The 22,327-nt window shown below is 51.4% G+C and carries 3 protein-coding genes; all 3 read left to right on the forward strand.

The window, feature by feature from the left end; all coding sequences use genetic code 11:
• Positions 1-34 precede the first annotated feature (34 nt).
• The 3 genes from GC098_RS06770 to GC098_RS06780 all read left to right on the forward strand — a co-directional run bounded on the left by GC098_RS06770 (position 35) and on the right by GC098_RS06780 (position 22,324).
• Entirely contained in the window at positions 35-7,714 is a 7,680-nt protein-coding gene (locus tag GC098_RS06770; RefSeq protein ID WP_171642199.1) for a non-ribosomal peptide synthetase, read from the forward strand.
• Between the two features lie 126 nt (positions 7,715-7,840).
• Positions 7,841-20,518 carry a non-ribosomal peptide synthetase gene (locus tag GC098_RS06775; RefSeq protein ID WP_171642201.1) on the forward strand — a complete coding sequence of 4,226 codons (12,678 nt, stop codon included), beginning with the start codon at positions 7,841-7,843 and terminating at the stop codon, positions 20,516-20,518.
• Positions 20,519-20,542: 24 nt separating this feature from the next.
• A complete protein-coding gene (locus tag GC098_RS06780) occupies positions 20,543-22,324 on the forward strand; it encodes an ABC transporter ATP-binding protein (protein WP_246358460.1) in 1,782 nt (593 codons plus the stop codon).
• The last annotated feature ends 3 nt before the right edge of the window (positions 22,325-22,327 follow it).

Here is a 22,327-nt window from a genome sequence, read left to right on the forward strand (position 1 = left end):
CCCTAATGTAAATTCTAAGGAGAGAAGCCGCTGTATGAGCCAATTTAAAAAAGAACACGTCCAAGACATGTATTTTTTATCCCCGATGCAGGAAGGGATGCTGTTTCATTACTTGCTCGAGCAGGGTCAATCGAATGCTTACTTCGAACAAATGTCCATCCGCGTACGAGGGACGCTCGATATTGGCTTGTTTTCGGTCAGCTTAAACCGAATCGCTCAGCGGTATGACGTATTTCGCACCGTGTTCCTTTATGAAAAAGTGAAACGTCCCGTGCAGGTGGTGCTGAAAGAGCGACAGATTCAGGTCCATTTCGAAAATGTCACCAGTTTGCCTGAGCAGGAACGTGGGCTATTTGTAGAGCGGTTTAAACAGGAAGATCTGGGGCGGGGGTTCGATCTGTCCAAGGACATGATGATGCGTGTCTCCGTCATTCAGACGGGTGAGTCCGAATATCAAATCTTTTGGAGCCACCATCACATTCTAATGGATGGATGGTGCCTCGGTATCATCGTCGGCGAACTTTTTCAAATCTATGCCTCCTTGCGGGAACAAGCGCCGAACCAGTTGGAAAGGACGTATCCATACAGCGACTACATCAAATGGCTGGAACGACAGGACAAGGAAGAAGCGAGACGCTTTTGGGCAGAGGCGCTGTCCGGATACGAACAACTGGCGTCTGTGCCGCAGATGACAGCTGCAGTATCGGATAATGCTATGCGCGGATATAAGCAGGAAGAGCTGACGATCCGGTTCGATGAGAAGCTGACTGCGAAGCTGCAGCAGTTGGCGAGCAAGCATCAGGTAACGTTGAACACGGTGTTTCAGACGATCTGGGGCATCGTGCTGCAAAGGTACAGTCATGCCCATGATGTCGTATTTGGTTCCGTCGTTTCCGGTCGACCGTCGCAGGTTGTTGGCATAGAGAAAATGGTCGGTTTGTTCATTAATACGATTCCGGTACGCGTGAAATCGTCCGCGGATCAATCATTCTCGGATGTGCTGCTAAGTGTGCAGCTGGGTGCGCTGGCTGCCGAATCGTACACCTACTTGCCGCTTGCTGAGGTTCAGGCGCAAAGCGTGCTTAAGAGTAATCTGTTCGATCATATTCTCGTTTTCGAAAACTATCCCGTAGAAGAGTCCGTGCAAAATGGATCGCTCGAAAGCCAATTAGGATTTGAAGCAACGGATGTGAGTATGATCGAGCAGACGAGCTACGATTTGAACTTGTTGGTTATGCCAGGCCGGGAGCTGGCGGTGCGCCTGAACTATAACGCGAACGTGTACGACACGCAATTTCTGCGTAGCATCGAAGGGCATTTGAACACCGTCGCACGGACGATCGTGGAACATCCGGAGATACGCCTGCAGAATCTTGCTATGGTCACCGATGAAGAAAAGCAGCTTCTTCTGAAGCTAAACGATACGAGGGAAGAAGTTCCAAGCCATTTGACCATTCATCGTATGTTTGAGGAGCAGGCGGAGAAAACGCCGGAAAAAGTGGCCGTGGTATTTGGGGAACGGCAATTGACGTATCGTGAACTGAACGAAAGGGCCAACCGATTAGCCAGAACGCTTCAAGGTAAAAACGTTGGAGCGGATCAAGCTGTCGGGATTATGGTGGAACGATCACCGGAATTGGTAGTCGGTATTCTGGCGATTCTGAAAGCGGGAGGCGCTTATGTGCCGATCGATCCAGAGCTGCCGGAAGAACGCGTGGGCTATATGCTTCACAACAGCGGAGCGTCCATTTTGCTAACACAAAGCCATTTATACGAAAAGGTAGCGTTTGGCGGGGAAATCCTCGATATTTCTAGCGATTACGTATATGACTCGGAGGGCAGCAACCTGGAGTTAAGCTGCAGCGCCGACAACTTATTCTATATCATTTATACGTCGGGTACGACAGGCAAGCCGAAAGGTGTCATGCTCGAGCATCGCAATATGGTCAACCTGCTTCACCATGTTTTCCGCCACGACAAAGTCAATTACGGCAGTACCGTTCTGCAATACACAACGATGAGCTTCGACGTGTGCTACCAGGAGATTTTTTCAACATTGTGTTCGGGAGGGAAATTATATCTGATCGACGGAGATACGAAGCGAGAGGTGCACAAGCTGCTTCATTTGATTGAAGAGGCGCAAATTGAAGTCTTGTTCCTCCCGGTCTCCTTCTTGAAATTTATATTTAATGAGCAAGAATACGCCAGCGGTTTTCCGTCCTGTGTACGACATATCATTACTGCCGGCGAGCAGCTAGTGGTCACGAATCAGCTTCGTTCCTTTTTGCAAAAAAATGGTGTGTATCTCCACAACCATTACGGACCGTCGGAGACCCACGTCGTTACCGTCTTTCAGATGGAGCCAAACGGAGACATTCCTGAGCTGCCTTCGATTGGAAGGCCGATTGCGAACAACGGCATCTATATTTTGAATGACGGACTGCAGCTTCAACCGTTCGGCGCACCGGGAGAATTATTTATTGCCGGTGATAATGTGGGGCGTGGTTACAGGAACAACGACGAGCTGACTGCGGAAAAATTTATGCAAAATCCATTCCGCAATGGCGAGCGTATGTATCGAACAGGTGACCTGGCTCGTTTCCTGCCGGACGGCAATCTTGCGTTTCTCGGCCGTATCGACCATCAGGTGAAAATCCGCGGGCACCGTATTGAGCTTGGTGAAATTGAATCACAGCTGCTGAATCATCCTTCGGTGATGGCTGCAGCCGTGTTGGACCGCAAAGATGCGCAGGGCGGAACCTATTTATGCGCGTATTATGTGTCAGATAGACCGCTCCATTCGCTAGAGCTGCGGGCGTATTTGCTTAAAGAACTGCCGGAATACATGGTTCCGTCGTTTTTTATGGAGCTGGATAAGCTGCCTGTGACACCGAACGGCAAAACAGACCGTCGCGCGCTGCCTGAGCCTGATGGGGAATTCGTGTCGGGTACGGAGTACGTACCGCCAACAAATGTCGTGGAAGAAGCGCTTATTGCGATTTGGCAGGAAGTGCTGGGGATTGCTCGCATCGGCATTCATGACAATTTCTTCAGTCTCGGCGGTCACTCGCTGAAGGCCATGACGCTAATGTCGCGCTTGAACAAGCATTTCGGCGTCAACATACCGCTGCGCGAACTGTTTGAATCGCCTACGACGGAAGGGTTGGCACGCAAGATCCGCGAGGCGGAGGAGGATGTCAGGAAAGCGATCCAACCAGCGGGTAAAAAGCCGTATTATCCGGTTTCCTCCGCACAAAAGCGGATGTTTGTGCTGCAAGATTTGGATGATGCAGGTACAGGCTACAATATGCCCGGAGTGTTCATCATCGAAGGCGGGTTAGATCGCGACCAGTTCGAGGGAGCTTTCCAGCGCCTCATTCTGCGGCACGAAGCGCTGCGCACGTCCTTTGAGTTGATCGACGGGGAGCCGGTTCAGAAGATTCATGAAAACGTCGATTTCACTGTAGAGTTCTCACGACTGTCTGAAGGCGCCGAGGATTTGGCAGCAGAAAACAAAGTCATTGAACGTATGGTCGAACGTTTTATGCGTCCGTTCGATCTGCAAAAGGCGCCATTGATCCGTGTGGCGCTCGTAGAGCTCCAGGAACGGCGGCATTTGTTCCTGTACGACATGCATCATATTATCTCAGATGGCGTATCAATGTCCGTCATTGTGAAGGAGTTTGTTCAGCTGTATGGCGGTGGTACTTTGCCTGAGTTGTCCATCCAATATAAAGACTATGCGGTTTGGCAGCAGGCTCAGCTGGAGAGTGAATCACTGCGCAAGCAAGAAGCGTTCTGGTTGAATTCGTTTGCTGGCGAGCTGCCGCAGCTGGAGCTTCCATCTGACTTCCCTCGTCCTGCGGTGCAGAGCTTCGAAGGTGACCATATACGCTTTGAAGTTGATACTGAAATGCTCGGCTCATTGAAACGTTTGGCTGCGGAAAATGGGTCAACGCTTTATATGGTTCTGTTTGCTGCTTATAATGTGCTGCTTTCCAAGTATTCCGGACAGGAAGATATCGTTGTAGGAACGCCGACGGCCGGCCGTTCCCAGGCTGACTTGGAATATGTCGTCGGGATGTTCGTCGGTACGCTGGCGCTGCGAAGCCGTCCGGAAGGCGGGAAAACATTCCGCACCTTCTTATCGGAAGTAAAGGAGTATGCCCTTCAAGCATTTGAAGCGCAGGAGTATCCGTTTGATTCGCTGCTGGATCGGTTGAATATTCGGCGCGATCCCGGCCGCAATCCTCTGTTCGATACGATGTTCAGTATGCAGAGCATCGATCCTGGACTAGGCCAAGAGGGCGGAACTGGCTTTTGGGAATTGACCTTTACGCCGCACGTGTGGCAAAGCGGCATCACCAAATTCGATCTGACACTGGAAGTGCGGGAAGGAGCGGGAAATCTGGAGTTCCAGCTGGATTACAGCACGAATTTGTTTGCGATGGAGACAGCGGAGCGGATGGCGCGCCATTTCGTATGCTTGTTAGAAAATATCTCATTAGTGCCAGATCAATCACTGGCTGAGCTAAGCATGGTAACTGATGAAGAAGCGTGGCAAATCATCCAAGAATTCAACGATACAAGCTCTGATTATCCGAACAGCGAGACGATCGCCACGCTGTTTGAGAAGCAGACAGTGTTGACGCCGGATCATCCGGCTGTCGTTTATGAAGACAAACAACTCACTTATCGAGAACTGAACGAGAGGGCGAATCTACTTGCAAGCGAACTGAGGAAGCAGGGGGTTGGCGCAGGCAAGGTCGTTGGCCTGCTGGCGGATCGTTCAATTGAGCTGATGATCGGTCTGATGGGGATTCTGAAGGCGGGTGGCGCTTATTTGCTGCTTGACCTAGAGATGCCTGCGGACCGGATCAGATTTATGCTCGAAGATAGCGGCGCCCACATCGTACTGGCGCAACGGAAATTGTACTGGATGGCACAGGTGGCGCTCGCTGAACATGTGATCGACCTCGATGATGACGCATTGTATGCGAATAGTGGAGTTAACGAGAACTTGCTGTCTCTGGGAGGACCGCGCGATCTAGCCTACGTGATCTACACGTCCGGCTCTACAGGCAAGCCGAAAGGCGTGCTTATCGAACAGCGCAGCGTCGTGCGGCTGGTGAAGGGGACGAACTACGTTCAGTGGAGCGAAGATGAGCGCATTCTGCAGACAGGCGCACTTGGCTTCGATGCGGTTACGTTTGAGATCTTTGGCGCTCTGCTGAACGGAGGTACGCTGTATCTAGTTGATAAGAGCGTTATTCTGGATAGCGATAGGCTCGGCGCGTTTATCGCCGACAATCGAATCACGACCATGTGGCTCACTTCACCGCTTTTCAACCAGCTTTCGCAGGAGAATGCCGAGTTATTCACGGGTGTGCGACAGCTGCTGGTCGGCGGAGATGCTCTGTCACCGAGCCACATTAATCACGTGCGCTATATGTGTCCGAGTCTGCTTTTGATTAATGGCTATGGGCCGACGGAGAACACAACGTTCTCCACAACATTCTCGATCGAACGGGATTACGAGGGAAGCATTCCGATTGGGCGGCCCATCAGCAATTCCACAGCGTACATCGTGAACAAGTACAACCAACTTCAGCCGATTGGCGTGCCGGGCGAGCTGTGCGTCGGCGGTGATGGCGTGGCGCGAGGGTATGCGAACCGTCCAGAACTAACGGCCGAGGCCTTCGTATCGAACCCATTCAAAGAGGGAGAGACAATGTACCGTACCGGTGATCTGGCGAAATGGCTGCCGGACGGGACGATTGAATATAGAGGCCGGATCGATCAGCAGGTTAAGATCCGGGGGTACCGGATTGAATTGGGCGAGATCGAGACAGAGCTAATGAAGCATCCCGTCATGAAGGATGTCGTAGTGATCGCACGTGAGGATGCGAACGGGCAGAAGTTCTTGTGCGCTTACATCGTGGCGGAGCAGGAGCTTGGTACGCCGGAAGTAAAGGCGTTTCTGGCACAGGAGCTGCCATCCTACATGGTGCCGGCGTACGTGGTGCAGATGGAGAGGCTGCCGCTGACCGTTAACGGCAAAATCGATCGCCGCGAGCTGCCTGAGCCGGAGGGTGGCTTGGGGCTAGGCACAGATTATGCAGCGCCTCGCAACATGGCGGAAGAGCGGCTTTGCGTCATCTGGCAGGACGTACTTGGTGCGCCGCAGGTCGGTATCCGCGATGATTTCTTCCAGCTCGGCGGCCACTCGCTGAAGGCGATGACGCTGCTGGCGCGGATCAAGCAGCAGCTTCAAGTGAACGTGCCGCTGCGGGTGCTTTTCGAGTCGCCAACGATAGAGGCGCTGGCCCAGCATTTCGCACAAGCCGATAGGGATGCATATGAGACGATTAAGCCAGTGGAGCCACGCGACTATTACCCGGTTTCCTCAGCCCAGAAGCGGATGTTTATTATGAGCCAATTTACAGGCTCGGGCACGAGCTATAACATTCCAGGCGTCATGTTCATAGAAGGCGAATTGGATCTGGAGAGATTCGAGCAAACGTTCCGGCGCTTGGTTGCCCGGCATGAATCACTTCGGACGACATTCGAGACGGCCCACGGCGAAGCGGTGCAAATCGTACATACGGAAGTTGATTTTCAGGTTGAGTACGCCAGAAGCACAGAGGATGGACTGGAATCGATCGTTACGGAGTTTGTACAGCCATTCAATCTGCAAAAGGCGCCGCTGCTGAGAGTCAAGCTCGTACATGTAAGTGCTCAGCGCTATTTACTGCTGTTTGATATGCACCACATTGTATCCGACGGTGTGTCGATGGGCATTTTGTTGAATGAATTCGCTTGTCTGTATCACGGAGATGATCTGCCTGAATTAACGGTTCATTATAAAGATTTCGCCGTTTGGCAGAACAGCATGCTCTCTTCCGAGTCGATGCGTATTCATGAAGCGTACTGGCTTGAGACGTTCTCCGGCGATATTCCGGTGTTGGCGCTGCCGACCGACTTTCCGAGACCAGCCGTGCAAAGTTTTGAAGGGGATGCAGTCACCGTTAGGTTAGGGCAGCCATTGCATGATCAAATTCACAAAATAGCGTCCGATTATGGAGCCACGCTTTATATGATGTTACTTGCTGCTTATCAAGTACTGCTTTCCAAATACAGCGGGCAGACGGATGTAATCGTTGGAACACCGGTAGCAGGCAGGCCGCTTGCTGAAACGGAGAACATCCTAGGTATGTTCGTTAATACGCTCGCGATACGCAGCCAGCCGGAAAGCGGCAAAACGTTCGCACAGTTTTTGGAGGAAGTGAAGCGAAGTTCATTGCTTGCTCTGGAACACCAGCATTACCCGCTGGAGATGCTTATTGATCAATTGGAGCTGCGCAGGGATTTAAGCCGAAATCCGCTCTTCGATACGGTGTTCAGTGTGCAGAACCAGGAATTGAAGGCTTCGGAGTTTGCCGGTCTTAGTTTTGAGCCTTACCACAGGGAAAACAAAATCGCCCAGTTCGACTTGTCTGTCAAAGCGATCGAGGATGAGAGTGAGATTGTGCTCCATGCGGAATACGGCATCCATTTGTTTAATAAAGAGACGATTGAACGGATGATGACCGATTATCAAGCGTTACTGCAGCAGGTTACGGAAAATCCGGACATTTTGTTGAGAGAGATTCTACTTACGCACTACGACAAGCTGGAAAATGTGTTGGATGGGGCAGTGGAGTTTCTATTTTAGCCATAGCGAAGTAAGTTTTGCTACGCAAAACTCAGCTAATGCTTACGAAGTTAGTTTTGCTAAAGCAAAACTCAGCTAATGCTTACGAAGTCAGTTTTCCTATGGAAAACTCTCAGGAGGATGCTCATGATCGATAAATATTCACAAAATATGATGCTTGCCGGCGGTCAATTTGAGAAAGAGCAGCAGTATTGGTTGAACAAGCTGCAGGGTGAAATCGTTCTTTCGGAATTTCCGAGGGATGCCGATCGATCAGCTGCTCTTCCCGACAAAATGTCGGCTATGAAATATGACTTCCCGTCAGAGCTCTCGCAAAAGCTGCAGAATATCACGAGTAAGTCCGATTTTGCTTCTTATATGATCCTCTTGTCTGGTGTTACATACATCCTGCATCGGTATACGTCCCAATCGGAGATTATCGTCGGCATGCCTGTTTTCAAGCAAAACAAGCAAAGTTCCGTTCTGGTGAACTCGCTACTGCTATTGCAAACGACCTTCAACCAGGATAACTGTACGTTCAAGCAATGGCTGACAGCTGTAAAAGAAATCATCCTATCTGCCAATGAGCATCAAAATTTTCCTTTTGCGAAATTGGCGGAACTGCTCGATCTGCCGAGAGGGAGCGAAGACAAACATTACCTGCCTACGCTCGTTTTGCTCGATAGCATTCATGACCGCAGCATCGTTGATCATGTCCAATCCAACGTTATTTTTCAGTTCTCAAAAGCCGAGGAGCATGTTGAACTGGTCGTCCAATACAATACCGGCATGTATAGCGAATTTTTGATGAAGCAAATTGTGTTTCACCTGATTCATTTTATGCGATCGGCTTTGAATGAGCCGGACCGCAGCCTGGCGGATTTTGAGCTTGTTTCCAAGGCTGAAAAAATGACGCTGCTGGACGAATTCAATCAAACTGGGGCGGCGTTCCCGCAGGATCAAACGATACATGGTTTGTTCGAGGAACAGGTGCAAAGGACGCCGGAGCGCATCGCTGTATCTTGCGGCGAGGAACGGCTGACGTATCGTCAGCTGAACGAACGCGCGAGCAGCCTCGCCCGCAACCTCCGCAGCTACGGAGTATGGCCGGACGTTAGGGTGGGCCTGCTTGTCGAGCGCTCGCTCGATATGCTCGTCGGCATCATTGCGACGCTCAAAGCCGGAGGTGCCTATGTGCCGCTCGATCCGGATTATCCGCCGGAGCGTACGCAGTTCATGCTGGAGGACAGCGGGGCACGCGTCCTTTTGACGCAGCCGCATCTAGCAGGAAAAGTACCTTATGACGGCGTCGTACTCGATATGAGTGATGATGAGCTGTACGCCTGGGATTTTGCTGACCTGGAACCAGTGAATGTGCCGCATGATATGGCCTACATCATCTACACGTCCGGCACGACCGGCAAGCCGAAGGGCGTTATGATCGAGCATCAGAATGTCGTGCGTTTGCTCGTTCATGACCGGCTGCAATTCGATTTCAGCGAACGCGACGTGTGGACCGTATTTCACTCCTTCTGCTTTGATTTTTCCGTGTGGGAAATGTACGGCGCGCTGCTGTATGGCGGCAGGTGTGTAGTTGTGCCGAAGACAACCGCGCAAAACCCGAAAGCATTCGCGCAGCTGCTGTTGCAGGAGCAAGTGACGATACTGAATCAAACGCCGACTGCATTCTACACGCTGATCCAAGAGGAACTTCAGCAGCCGGGCAAGGAGCTAGCCATCCGTTACGTCATCTTCGGCGGGGAAGCGCTGAACCCGGTCATGCTGAAGCCGTGGAAGGAAAAATATCCGGACACACTCTTGATCAATATGTACGGGATTACTGAAACGACCGTGCATGTTACCTATAAAGAAATAACCGATCGCGAAATCGAAACGAACCTGAGCAACATCGGCCGTCCGATTCCGACGCTGACGAGCTACATCTTCGATGCGCAGCGCAGGCTGGTGCCGATCGGCGTCGTCGGCGAGCTGTATGTAGGCGGAGACGGCGTCGCACGCGGATATTTGAACCGCGAGGAGCTGACGGCAGAGCGGTTCGTCGCGAATCCTTACAAGCCGGAGGAACGGCTGTATCGATCTGGCGACCTTGCGCGTCTGCTGCCCAGTGGCGAGATGGAATACTTCGGACGGATCGACCATCAAGTGAAGATCCGAGGGCACCGCATCGAGCTCGGCGAGATCGAAACGCAGCTGCTGCGGCACGAGTGGATCAAGGAAGCGACGGTGTTGGCGCAGGATGACGAACAAGGGCAGAAGTTCCTGTGCGCCTACTTCATCTCAGACGGGGAGCTGACCGTGAGCGAGCTTAGGGCGCATATCGGCAGCGATCTGCCGGCGTACATGATCCCGTCGCATTTTGTGAAGCTGGACAAAATCCCGCTAACCGCCAACGGCAAAATCGACCGCAAAGCGCTGCCGAAGCCGGAAGGCGGGCTGGACTCAGGCACGGCTTACGTAGCGCCGAGAACAGAAATGGAAGAGGGGATCGCGCAAATATGGCAGGAGGTACTCGGCTGCAGCCAGGTCGGGATGCTGGACGATTTCTTCGCGCTTGGCGGTCATTCGTTGAAGGCGATGTCGCTCCTCACAGCGCTGCACAAAGCGTACGATGTGGAAGTACCGTTAAGCTTGATATTCGAGACGCCGAATATTGAAGCGGTGGCTCGTTTTATAGAAGTTGTAGACGTAGAAAGTGGCGGATTTATGGCGATTCGCCCTGCACCGCAGCAGGATGTTTACCCCGTTTCTTCGGCACAAAAGCGGATGTATATCATCAATCAATTTGAAGGATCAGGCACAGGCTATAATATGCCTGGCATGTTCATTTTGAAAGGGAAGCTGGATAGAAATCGCTTGGGAGAGGCGTTCCGCCGATTGATCGAACGCCATGAGACGCTGCGAACATCGTTCGAAACGGTAAATGGAGAGCCTTTTCAGAGAGTACACGCATCAGTTCCGTTTGAGATCAGTTATACGGAGGTTGATGGGGGAGAGCCATCTCGTGTCGAGGTCGAGGCGTTGATCCGTTTATTTATTCAGCCGTTCGATTTACAGTTGGCTCCGCTGCTCCGCGTAGGGTTGATTCAGCTTGCCGATGAGCATCACCTATTCATGTGTGATATGCACCATATCATTTCGGATGGGGTGTCCATGTCGATCCTCGTCAAAGAATTTACAGAATTGTATCATGGAGCATCGCTGCCGGAGCTTTCCGTTCAATATAAAGATTTTGCCGTATGGCAGCACGACAGTCTTCACAGCGAGAAACTGAAAAAACAGGAAGCTTACTGGCTTGACTTGTTTGAAGGGGAACTGCCGCAGCTGGAGCTGCCGACTGATTATGCAAGACCTACGGTGCAAAGCTTTGAGGGCGATCATTTATCGCTGCAGGCGGAAAAACGAATTTTGGATGGTATAAAGCGCATCGCTGCGGAAACAGGAACAACGCTTTACATGGTGCTGCTTGCCGCCTATAACATCTTGCTCTCCAAATATTCTGGAAAAGAAGACATCGTAGTTGGCACGCCGACAGCCGGAAGATCCCATGCTGATGTGGATGGCATCATTGGCATGTTTGTCGGCACGTTGGCGATGAGAAATAAGCCTGAGGGCCACAAAACATTTAAGCAGTTTTTAGCGGAAGTCAGGTTGAACGCGATGATGGCGTACACCCATCAGGATTACCCGTTTGAATCTCTGCTCGAAAAGCTGAACATTGTGCGTGATATTAGCCGCAATCCGCTGTTCGACACGATGTTCATGGTGCAAAATATTGATGTGCAGGAGGCCGGATTCGAAGAGCTGCATGTTGAGCCGTACGCTGTTGAGAATTACATTTCCAAATTCGATCTGTCCTTGGAAGCGAAGGAAGCGGCGAACGGTCTGACCGTTCATATCGAATACAGCACGAATCTTTTTGAAAGGGAAACCGTCGAGCGAATGGGACGCCACTACCTCGTACTGCTCGAATCCATTGTACAGGAACCGGAGAGGAAGCTGGCGGAGCTCGACATGCTCTCAGAGGAAGAAAGACGACAAATTCTGGTTGATTTCAACGATACGCAAACGGATTACCCGAGTGAAATGACCATTGCTGCGTTGTTTGAGCGGCAGGCACAGCAAACACCTGATCATCCAGCCATCACTTGGAAGGGTCAGCAGCTGACCTACCGTCAGCTCAATGAGCAAGCGAACCGGCTAGCTCGGACGCTGATAGCACAAGGAGTAGGGCCCGATCATGTCGTCGGCCTGATGGCGGAACATAAGCTGGAGCTCATGGTTGGCCTGCTTGGCATTCTAAAGGCTGGCGGCGCCTTCCTGCTGCTTGATCTCGATGTGCCTGTAGAGCGCATGAAGTTCATGCTCGAAGATAGCGGAGCTCGTATCATCCTGTCGGAGAGGCACCTGCGTCAGCAGACTACGGCATTTGCTTTTGTTCAAGTGATCATCCTTGACGATGAGGTTGTCCCTTATGATAACGACTGCTCCAACCTGGAGCTGCCCGGCTCATCGCGCGATCTGGCGTATGTCATCTACACGTCTGGCTCCACCGGCAAGCCAAAAGGGGTGCTCATCGAGCAGCGCAGCGTCGTAAGGCTAGTTAAGGAAACGAACTACGTTCAGTGGAGTGCGGATGAGCGGATCCTGCAGACAGGAGCGCTTGGTTTTGATGCGATCACGTTCGAGATCTTCGGGGCGCTGCTGAACGGAGGTACGCTCTACCTAACCGATAAGAGCGTCATCCTAGATAGTGAGCAGCTCGGCGCGGTTATCGCCGAAAATCGAATCACGACGATGTGGCTCACTTCACCGCTGTTCAACCAGCTTTCGCAGGAGAATGCTGAGCTGTTCGCGGGTGTGCGACAGCTGCTGGTCGGCGGAGATGCGCTGTCGCCAAGCCACATTAATCATGTGCGCAGCAAGTGTCCAGGTCTGCGTTTGATTAACGGCTATGGGCCGACGGAGAACACCACGTTCTCCACGACATTTCCGATCGAACGCGATTACGAGGGAAGCATTCCGATCGGGCGTCCGATCAGCAATTCCATTGCGTACATCGTAAACAAGTACAACCAGCTGCAGCCAGTCGGCGTGCCGGGTGAGCTGTACGTCGGCGGTGATGGCGTGGCGCGAGGGTACGCGAACCGGCCGGAGCTGACGGCCGAGACCTTCGTACCGAACCCATTCATAGCGGGAGAGACGATGTACCGCACCGGCGACCTGGCGAAATGGCTGCCAGACGGGACGATTGAATATAGGGGCCGCATCGATCAGCAGGTGAAGATCCGGGGGTACCGGATTGAGTTGGGTGAGATCGAGGTGGAGCTGATGAAGCATCCTGCCATGAAGGATGCCGTAGTGATCGCACGCGAGGACGCGAACGGGCAGAAGTTCTTGTGCGCCTACATCGTGGTGGAGCAGGAGCTGGGTGCGCCGGAAGTAAAGGCGTTTCTGGCGCAAGAGCTTCCATCCTACATGGTGCCGATGTACGTGGTGCAGATGGAGAAGCTGCCACTGACGGTTAACGGCAAAATCGATCGCCGAGAGCTGCCCGAGCCGGAAGGTGGCTTAGGATCCGAAACGGAATACGCAGCGCCAAGCAATGAAACGGAAGAGCTGCTCTGCGTCATCTGGCAGGACGTACTTGGCGTGCCGCAGGTCGGCATCCGCGACGATTTCTTCCTGCTCGGCGGCCACTCGCTGAAGGCGATGACGCTGCTGGCGCGGATCAAGCAGCAGCTTCAAGTTAATGTGCAGCTGCGGGTGCTCTTCGAGTCTCCGACGATAGAGGCGCTAGCCCTGCATATCGCACAGGCCGATAGAGAGGCGTATACGGCGCTCAAGCCAGTGGAGCCGCGTGACTATTACCCGGTTTCCTCCGCTCAGAAGCGGATGTTTGTACTTGGGCAATTTGAAGGCTCCGGAACGGCTTATAATATGCCAGGTAGCATGTTCATCGAAGGTGAGCTGAACCTTGAAAGATTCAAACAGTCGTTCATTCGCTTGGTTGAACGACACGAATCGCTGCGAACCTCTTTCTCTGTCGTAGATGGCGAACCGGTCCAAATCGTTCACCGTAATCTGCAATTTGAGATTGAATATATAGATTGCGTTCAAGATGATACGGAAGTAGACCGTTTGGTAGAACAGTTCGTACGACCGTTCGATTTAACGAAGGCGCCCTTACTTCACGTAGGTCTGATTCATCTACAGCCTGGACGTCATTTATTCCTTTTCGATATGCACCATATCATTTCCGATGGCGTATCGATGGCTATTCTCGTTGATGAATTCGTTCGTTTGTATCAAGGCGAACCATTGCCGGAGCTTTCGATTCACTATAAAGATTTTGCTGTGTGGCAGAACGAGTTTTTCCAGTCGGAATTAATGCAAAAGCAGGAGACTTATTGGTTATCTCAATTTGAAGGGGAAATTCCGGTGCTTGATTTGCCGACCGATTTCTCCAGACCATCCATCCAAAGCTTTGAGGGCGATTATATGACCGCCCTCTCAGGTAAAGAGCTGACCGACGAGCTCAAAGGACTTGCCGCCGAAACCGGCACAACGCTGTACATGGTGCTGTTAGCGGCTTATCATGTGTTGATGTCCAAATACAGCGGGCAGGAAGATATCGTGATCGGAACACCGATCGCTGGAAGACCCCGTGCAGAGCTTGAACCGGTTATCGGCATGTTCGTAAACACGCTGGCACTGCGTAACCGCTCGGAAGGCGGGCAAACGTTCAAGCAGTTCTTGGCATCGGTGAAAGACACGACGCTCAGCGCATTCGAGCATCAAGATTATCCCTTCGAATCACTTGTCGACAAATTGAACATGGCCCGTGATTTAAGCCGTAACCCGTTGTTTGACACCATGTTCAGCATGCAGAACATTTCTGTTCGGGCGGCACAAATGGAAGGGCTCCAATTTACGCCTTATGAAACGGAGAGCCGAATTGCCAAATTCGATCTTTCGATGGAAGCAACGGAAGAAGAGGATCAAATCCGCTTCAATTTGGAATACAGCACGCGGTTATTTACCAGAGCGACGATGGAAAGATTAGCTAGCCATTATTTGCGGGCGATCCATCAAATCGTCTCGAACCCCGATATGAAACTAGCTGAGATCGATATACTTAGCGCTGCGGAGAGGCATGAGATCATCCATGTATTTAACGATACGAGAGAACCGTTCAACCTGGATGTTACGATGCCGCAGCTGTTCGAACAACAAACGGCGCAAACACCGGATCGCATCGCGGTCAGCTTCGAAGGTACGCACATCACTTACCGCGAGTTGAATGAGCGGGCAAACCGGTTAGCTCGTTACTTGCTTTTAAAAGGCATGAAGCAGGAGGATTTGGGTGCCATCTTGCTGCACCGTTCACCAAAGATGATTGTGTGCATCCTGGCCATTTGGAAGGCGGGCGGCGCTTATGTGCCTATCGATCCAGACTATCCGCCGCAAAGAATACGCGATATGCTTGCTGATTCTGGCGCTGTGTGCCTGTTGACCGAAATGCCATACGTAACACCTGCAATCCAGCATGACTATAACGGAGTAATCATTCCGATCGACACGGACGATGAGGTCATCCGTCAGGTAGAGGAAGAGAATGTCAAGCTTCCTGTACCCGTATCGGGGAATCTTGCTTATGTCATTTATACATCCGGTTCTACCGGAAAGCCGAAGGGCGCCATGCTGGAGCATGCAGGCATGCTGAATCATATGGATGCGATGATCAGCGCCTTCCATCTGGATGAACAAAGTGTCATTGTCCAGAATGCCCCGCACTGCTTCGATATTTCCGTCTGGCAGTTGGTTACCGCCTTGGTGATTGGTGGACGGACGGCGATGTACAGTCATGAACTCGTGTTGAATGCACGTGAATTTATGAAGCATGTAGCGGAAGATAAGGCAACCGTTCTGGAGGTAGTCGTTTCTTATATGACCGCGATGTTGGATTTGCCGGAAGCCATTCCGCTTCCCGACTTGCAATATGTGCTGGTGACTGGCGAGTCGATCAAACCTCCACTGGCGCGAAAATGGTTCGAGCGCTATCCGCACGTGAAGCTAGTCAACGCATACGGGCCAACGGAAGCGTCGGACGACATTACATTGTACGAGATGGATGAGGCGCCGAAGCTGGAGACAGTGCCGATCGGCAAGCCGGTGCAAAACCTGCATGTTTACATCGTTGACCCTTATATGAAGCTTGTGCCGATTGGCGTTCAAGGCGAATTATGTGTGTCTGGCATCGGGGTTGGGCGCGGCTATTTGAATGACCCGGAGAGAACGAAGAAAGTGTTTATGGAGGACCCTTTCCGCAGCGAAACAGGTATTCGCATGTACAAAACGGGCGACTTGGCACGCTTCTTGCCAGACGGCAATTTGGAATATATCGGACGGGTAGATCATCAAGTTAAAATCAGAGGCTACCGGATCGAGCTCGGCGAAATCGAGGCGAATTTGCTGAAACAAGCAGATATCAAAGAAGCCGTAGTCATCGATCGGACGGATTCCCATACTCAAAAGTACTTATGCGCGTACTTCGTTTCAGACGAAATGATGCCAGCTTCGGAGCTAAAGGAAAGCTTAAGCAAGGAGCTTCCAGGTTATATGGTGCCTTCTTACTTTGTCCAAATGGATCAGCTTCCCTTGACACCAAACGGTAAAATTAACCGCAAAGCGCTTCCGGAGCCGGATGGTGGGCAAGAGCACGACTATATGGCACCATCCAATGAGACGGAGCGTACGCTTTGCGGCATCTGGCAGCCTATACTCGGAATCGGCCGGATCGGCATTCATGATAACTTTTTTGAATTGGGCGGCCATTCTTTGAAGGCGATGATGCTCCTCGCCCAGATTCACCGTGAAACGGGTGTGGAAGTGCCGCTCCGTACGCTGTTCGAGATGCCGACGGTGCAGCAGATTGCTAAGTTTATTGACCAATCCGCATCGCACGATTACCACGCGATTCAGCCTGCTGAAGAGCAGCCATATTACCCGTTGTCATCCGCTCAGAAACGGATGTTCATTTTGCAGCAGTTTGAGTCGGGCAGCGTCGGTTATAACATGCCGGATGTGATGCTGATCGAAGGCGAGTTGGATTTTGGGAGATTTGAGCAGGCTTATCGGGCACTCGTTAGTCGGCACGAAGCGCTCCGCACCTCATTCCATACGGTGGACGGGGAGCCGAGACAGATGGTGCATACGGATGCTGAACTTCATACTCAAATCGAGGTCTTCGAGGCTGATTCAGACGAAGCTGCCGTTCAACTCGTACAGTCTATCATTCGTCCATTCAACCTAAGTGAAGCGCCATTGATTCGAGCAGCTGTGATTCGACGAGCGGACGATAAGCATGTCTTTGTCTTAGATATGCATCATATCGTTTCAGACGGTGTATCGAGCGGCATCATCGTGAATGATTTTGCTGCCATGTATGCCGGTGCTGAGCAGCCGAAGTTGACTATCCAGTACAAGGATTTTGCGGTATGGCAAAATGAGCAATTCCAAAGCGGTGTCATGCAGAGGCATGAGCAATACTGGTTAAGCAAGTTTGCCGGCGAAGTGCCGCTGCTAAATCTCGCGACTGATTACCCTAGACCGCAAGTGAAAAGCTTCGCAGGGGATTATATCGTTTTCGGCTCTGGTCTTAAAAGGATGGAGCAGCTGAACCGGTTGGCAGCTTCACAGGGAACGACGCTGTATATGGTACTGCTCGCCGCATTTAACGTGCTGCTTGCCAAATATTCCGGTCAGGATGATCTTGTGGTGGGAACGCCAATTGCCGGCAGACCGCATGCGGACGTGGAAAGCGTCGTCGGGATGTTCGTTAATACGCTAGCGCTGTGGAGCCGTCCAGAAGCCGGATTGACGTTCCAGAACTTCCTTCAGCAAGTCAAGGAAACCTCGCTGCATGCTTACGAGCATCAGGACTACCCGTTCGAGCTGTTGGTAGAAAAGTTGGGCGTACAAAGGGACTTAAGCCGTAATCCGCTGTTCGATACGATCTTTATTTTCCAAAATACAGATGAAGCGGTGATCGAACTTAACGAACTGCAGTTCAAACCGTTCCCTCTCGAGCATAAAGTCGCCAAATTCGATCTCGCGTTAACAGCGGTTGAGACTGAAGGTGAGATCGGATTTAATCTAGCGTACAGCACAAAATTGTTTAACAAAGCAACGGTAGAGCGTATGGGCCGCCATTTGTTAAAACTGATCGATAACTTATTAGATCGTCCCGATACGTCGTTAGCTGAGATTGACATAGTGACGGAAGATGAGCTTTCGCAAATAGCTCTCTTCAACTCAACTCAGACTGACGTGCTAAACAATAATACGCTGCACGGGCTGTTTGAGGAGCAGGTGGCGCGAACTCCGAAGCAAACGGCAGTCGTCTGTGCGGGCCGGCAGCTGACTTATGCGGAGTTGAATACGAAGGCCAACCAGTTGGCAAGAACGCTGCGGGATAAGGGCGTTCGCCAGGAGATGCGGGTAGGCATTATGGCCGACCGCTCGCTCGAGCTGATCGTCGGTATCATGGCGATACTGAAAGCCGGCGGAGCTTATGTGCCGATTGATCCGCAGTATCCGCAAGAGCGGATTCGCTACATGCTAGAGGATAGCGGCACTGCGATCGTGCTGACTCAGGAGCGGGTGATCGCGGGCATGAGCGGGGAGTTAAAGCCGGCTTTCTCCGGAGAGTTGCTGGATCTGAACGACGATCAGCACTATGCTGCTGATGGCTCCAATCTAAAGCAGGTCAATGCGCTGACGGATTTGGCCTACATCATTTATACATCAGGTACGACGGGTAAACCGAAAGGCGTCATGATCGAACACCGCAGCATCGCCGGCAATCTCTTGTGGAGAAAGTCGGAATATGCGCTGAGCACAAACGATAAAGTATTGCAGCTGTTCTCATTTGCTTTCGATGGCTTCGTGACTAGCTTCTTCACACCGATTCTGGCGGGAGCTACGGTCATCCTGCCGCAGGAAGAAGAAGCGAAAGACCCTTTCGCCCTCAAAAAGCAAATCGCGGAGCATCGCATTACGCATTTTATCAGCGTGCCAAGCTTGTATGCAGCGCTGCTCGAGTGTATGAACACCGAAGAAGCTGAATCGCTGCGTATCATTACGGTTGCCGGCGAGAAGGTAAACAAACATGTGATTGAGCGGAGCAAACAGCTTTACCCGCACATTGAGCTTGTGAATGAATACGGTCCTACGGAAAGCAGCGTCGTAGCCACATTCCTGCGTGATCTGGCACCGGATAAGGACATTACAATCGGCCGTCCGATCACAAATACACAAGTATACATTGTGAATGAGACCAGCCATCATCTACAGCCGATTGGCATCATTGGCGAACTGTGTATCGCAGGAGACGGTTTGGCCCGAGGGTATCTGAATCGTGATGACCTGACTGCCGAAAAATTTGTAGCGAATCCATTCACAACCAAAGCAGGCACAAATATACGATTGTACAAAACGGGAGATCTTGCCCGCCTCCTGTCAAATGGTACGATCGAATACATCGGACGCCTCGACGAGCAGGTGAAAATTAGGGGCTACCGGATCGAACTGGAAGAAATAGAAGCTAATCTCCTTAGACATGAACATGTGCAGGAAGCTGTCGTCGTGACTGAAGAGATGAACGGGGAGAAGGTGCTTTGCGCCTACATTGTTGCGGGAGAAAGTACGGACATGGCAGAGCTGAGAGCGTATCTTTCCTCCGAGCTGCCGGCTTACATGGTCCCGAGTTATTTCATCCGCATGGAAGCCATGCCGCTGACTCCGAATGGTAAGCTGGATAAAAAATCGCTGCCGAAACCGGATGAAAGCACATTGGCACGCGCAGCATATGTCACACCTCGTAACGCTACTGAGGAGCGGCTCGCAGCTATTTGGCAGGAGATCCTTGGCCTGAAGCAAGTTGGCGTTCACGACAACTTTTTCGAAATTGGCGGCCATTCGCTGAAAGCTATACAGCTTGTGACGCGAATTTACGAATCGATGCGGGAGGAATTACCGCTGCAGTACTTATTCCAGCATCCGACCGTTGAACAAATGGCTCAATACATGGACTCCAAAGAGCTGAGGATCGATTTTAACAAACCTATTACCTTATTGAACCGGAAAACGGATCGTCAAGTATTCTGTTTCCCGCCGGTCGGCGGCATCGGTTTTGTGTTTAAAGAGCTCGCGGAGCAGATCGGTTCGCATGCCCTCTACGGTCTTGATTTTATTGAGAGCGAGGATCGCCTGGAACGTTACATCGAGCTTGTGACAAGTGTTCAGGCAGAAGGGCCGTATGTCTTTATGGGGTATTCCGCCGGCGGCAACCTCATGTTCGAGCTGACGAAGGCGATGGAGGCAAAAGGGTACGTTGTCTCGGATCTGATCATGTTGGATGCTTCAAGGAAAAGCAAAGTTATACGTCAATCCGAAAAGGTAGTGGCAAAAGAGGTCGACGCTTTGCTCCAGGAAGCCGAGTCTAACGCAAAATACGAAGCTTATGTAAGTAACGAACTTATCAAAAACAGTGTGATTCAAAAAATGAAAAGCTACATGATCTACCTGAATGGTTTGCAAAATAGCGGCTCCGTTCGTGCAAACGTCCATTTTGTACAAAATGGAATCAAACCAAGCAGCAAGTTAAGCGGCAGCACATTGTGGAACCAATCTACCACTGCGAAGTACCGCAGCTATGAGGGAGCAGGTCCTCATGAAGACATGTTGGATGCGCCATATGCCGCCAAAAATGCAGAGATTGTCAAGGAAATCTTATCCTTATAACCCGTGATGAAGAGGAGCGATACTTTGGCCAGTCGAAAAAGCAAGTCGCAGCCACCAAGACCGAAGCCGATTTTCTTTCGGCTAATGGCCTATATTAAGCCTTACAGCTTTTGGGTTCTTCTGACGATTGTAACCTCGCTCATGGCTGCAGGCGTCGATATCGGGATGGGAAAGTTGATTGAGCAAATGGTCGACAGCTCTTCGGATAAACTGCTGTTCTCCGCAGGTTTCATTGGCATTATGGCACTGATCGGTGTGATCTCGAAGTATTTGATCAAATATGCTTCAACCCGGTTTAGTGCCTACGCATTGCGCGATTTGCGCAATGCGGTTGCGAATCATCTGGAGAACCTGCCGGTTTCCACCGTAGAGAAGCAGCAATCGGGCGATCTCGTATCCCGTCTGACGAATGATACGACGGTGCTGCAAAACTTTTTTATCCACCATTTTGCGAATATATTTTACATGCCGGTCGTCTTTGTTAGTGCGCTTACGATTCTTTTGCTTACGAGTTGGAAGCTGATCCTGTTCAGTCTCATCCTGCTGCCTGTTGGCATTGCCGTTACCGCCGTATTGAGCAGGCCGATCAGCAAATATTCCGAACAGCTGCAGGAACAATTGGGCTCTGCTAATGCGGTCACCCAAGATATGATCGGCGGAATCTCGATGGTCAAAGCTTTTAACAGGCAGGATACGCTTTTCGAAAAGTATAGCAAAGTGATGCAGCAGGTTTTGTTCAAAAGCCTGCTGCTCGAAAAGCGTCGCGCGCTCATGTCGCCAATCAGTATTCTACTGCTTTCAACACCGCTCATTTTTATGGTCGCCATCGGCGGCTACTTGATTGAAAGAGGCGAACTGACATCTGGCAACATCATCATTTTCTTGTATATGTTTTCGTTTGTTCTTCAGCCCATATCGATGATCCCGGTGCTGTCCGCTCAGGTACAGGAAGTGACCGGGGCAGCCAGGCGGTTGTTTGATGTTCTTGATATGTCGGTGGAGCAGGACATCCACTCATTCCTAGATGTGGATCTAAATGCGGCACCGATTGAATTTGAGAACGTCACGTTCTCCTATGACGGACAAACGAATGTGCTGAATGGTTTAAGTTTTTGGCTGCAAAATCAGCAGACGATCGCTCTTGTAGGCTCCAGTGGCTGCGGGAAAAGTACGCTGTTCAAGCTGCTTTGCGGCTTTTACGAACTGTCGCCGGGGGGCGGTACGATTAAGGTGCTCGGCAGGCCCTTACATGAGTGGAATCTGAAGCAGCTTCGCAGCCAAATCTCACTCGTTTCTCAGGACACCCACCTGTTTCCGGGGACGATTGCTGAGAACATCGGTTTCGGGAACCTTCATGCGACCCGTGACGATATCGTACGGGTGGCCAAAGAAGCGAATGCGCACGATTTTATTATGCAGCAGCCTGAAGGGTATGAAACGGTCATCGGAGAACGGGGTTCCTTGTCCGGAGGTCAAAAGCAGCGGATTGCGATCGCGCGCGCTCTGTTGAAGGATGCGCCGATTCTGCTGCTGGATGAGCCGACATCCGCGCTCGATACGCACTCCGAAGCCATCGTTCAGGAAGCGATCGAACGGGTGATGAAAGACCGTGCTGTTCTCGTCATCTCGCATCGCCTGACAACGATTGATAAAGCGGATTGTGTGATTTTTATGAGCGATGGGAAAATTGTGGAATGCAACACACACGAACAATTAATCCGCAGCAATGGTCCTTACAAGAAGCTGTACTTCAAACAATTTGTGCTGCAAGATGGTACCGCCAGCGCGGACAGAGAGGGGGCTTAAGTC

This window comes from Paenibacillus phytorum (assembly GCF_013141715.1).
Taxonomy (GTDB): domain Bacteria; phylum Bacillota; class Bacilli; order Paenibacillales; family NBRC-103111; genus Paenibacillus_E; species Paenibacillus_E phytorum.

Excerpts from the sequence above, each read along its gene's own strand:
- GC098_RS06770 (WP_171642199.1), top strand. The coding sequence starts at position 35 with ATGAGCCAATTTAAAAAAGAACACGTCCAAGACATGTATTTTTTATCC.
- GC098_RS06775 (WP_171642201.1), top strand. The coding sequence starts at position 7,841 with ATGATCGATAAATATTCACAAAATATGATGCTTGCCGGCGGTCAATTT.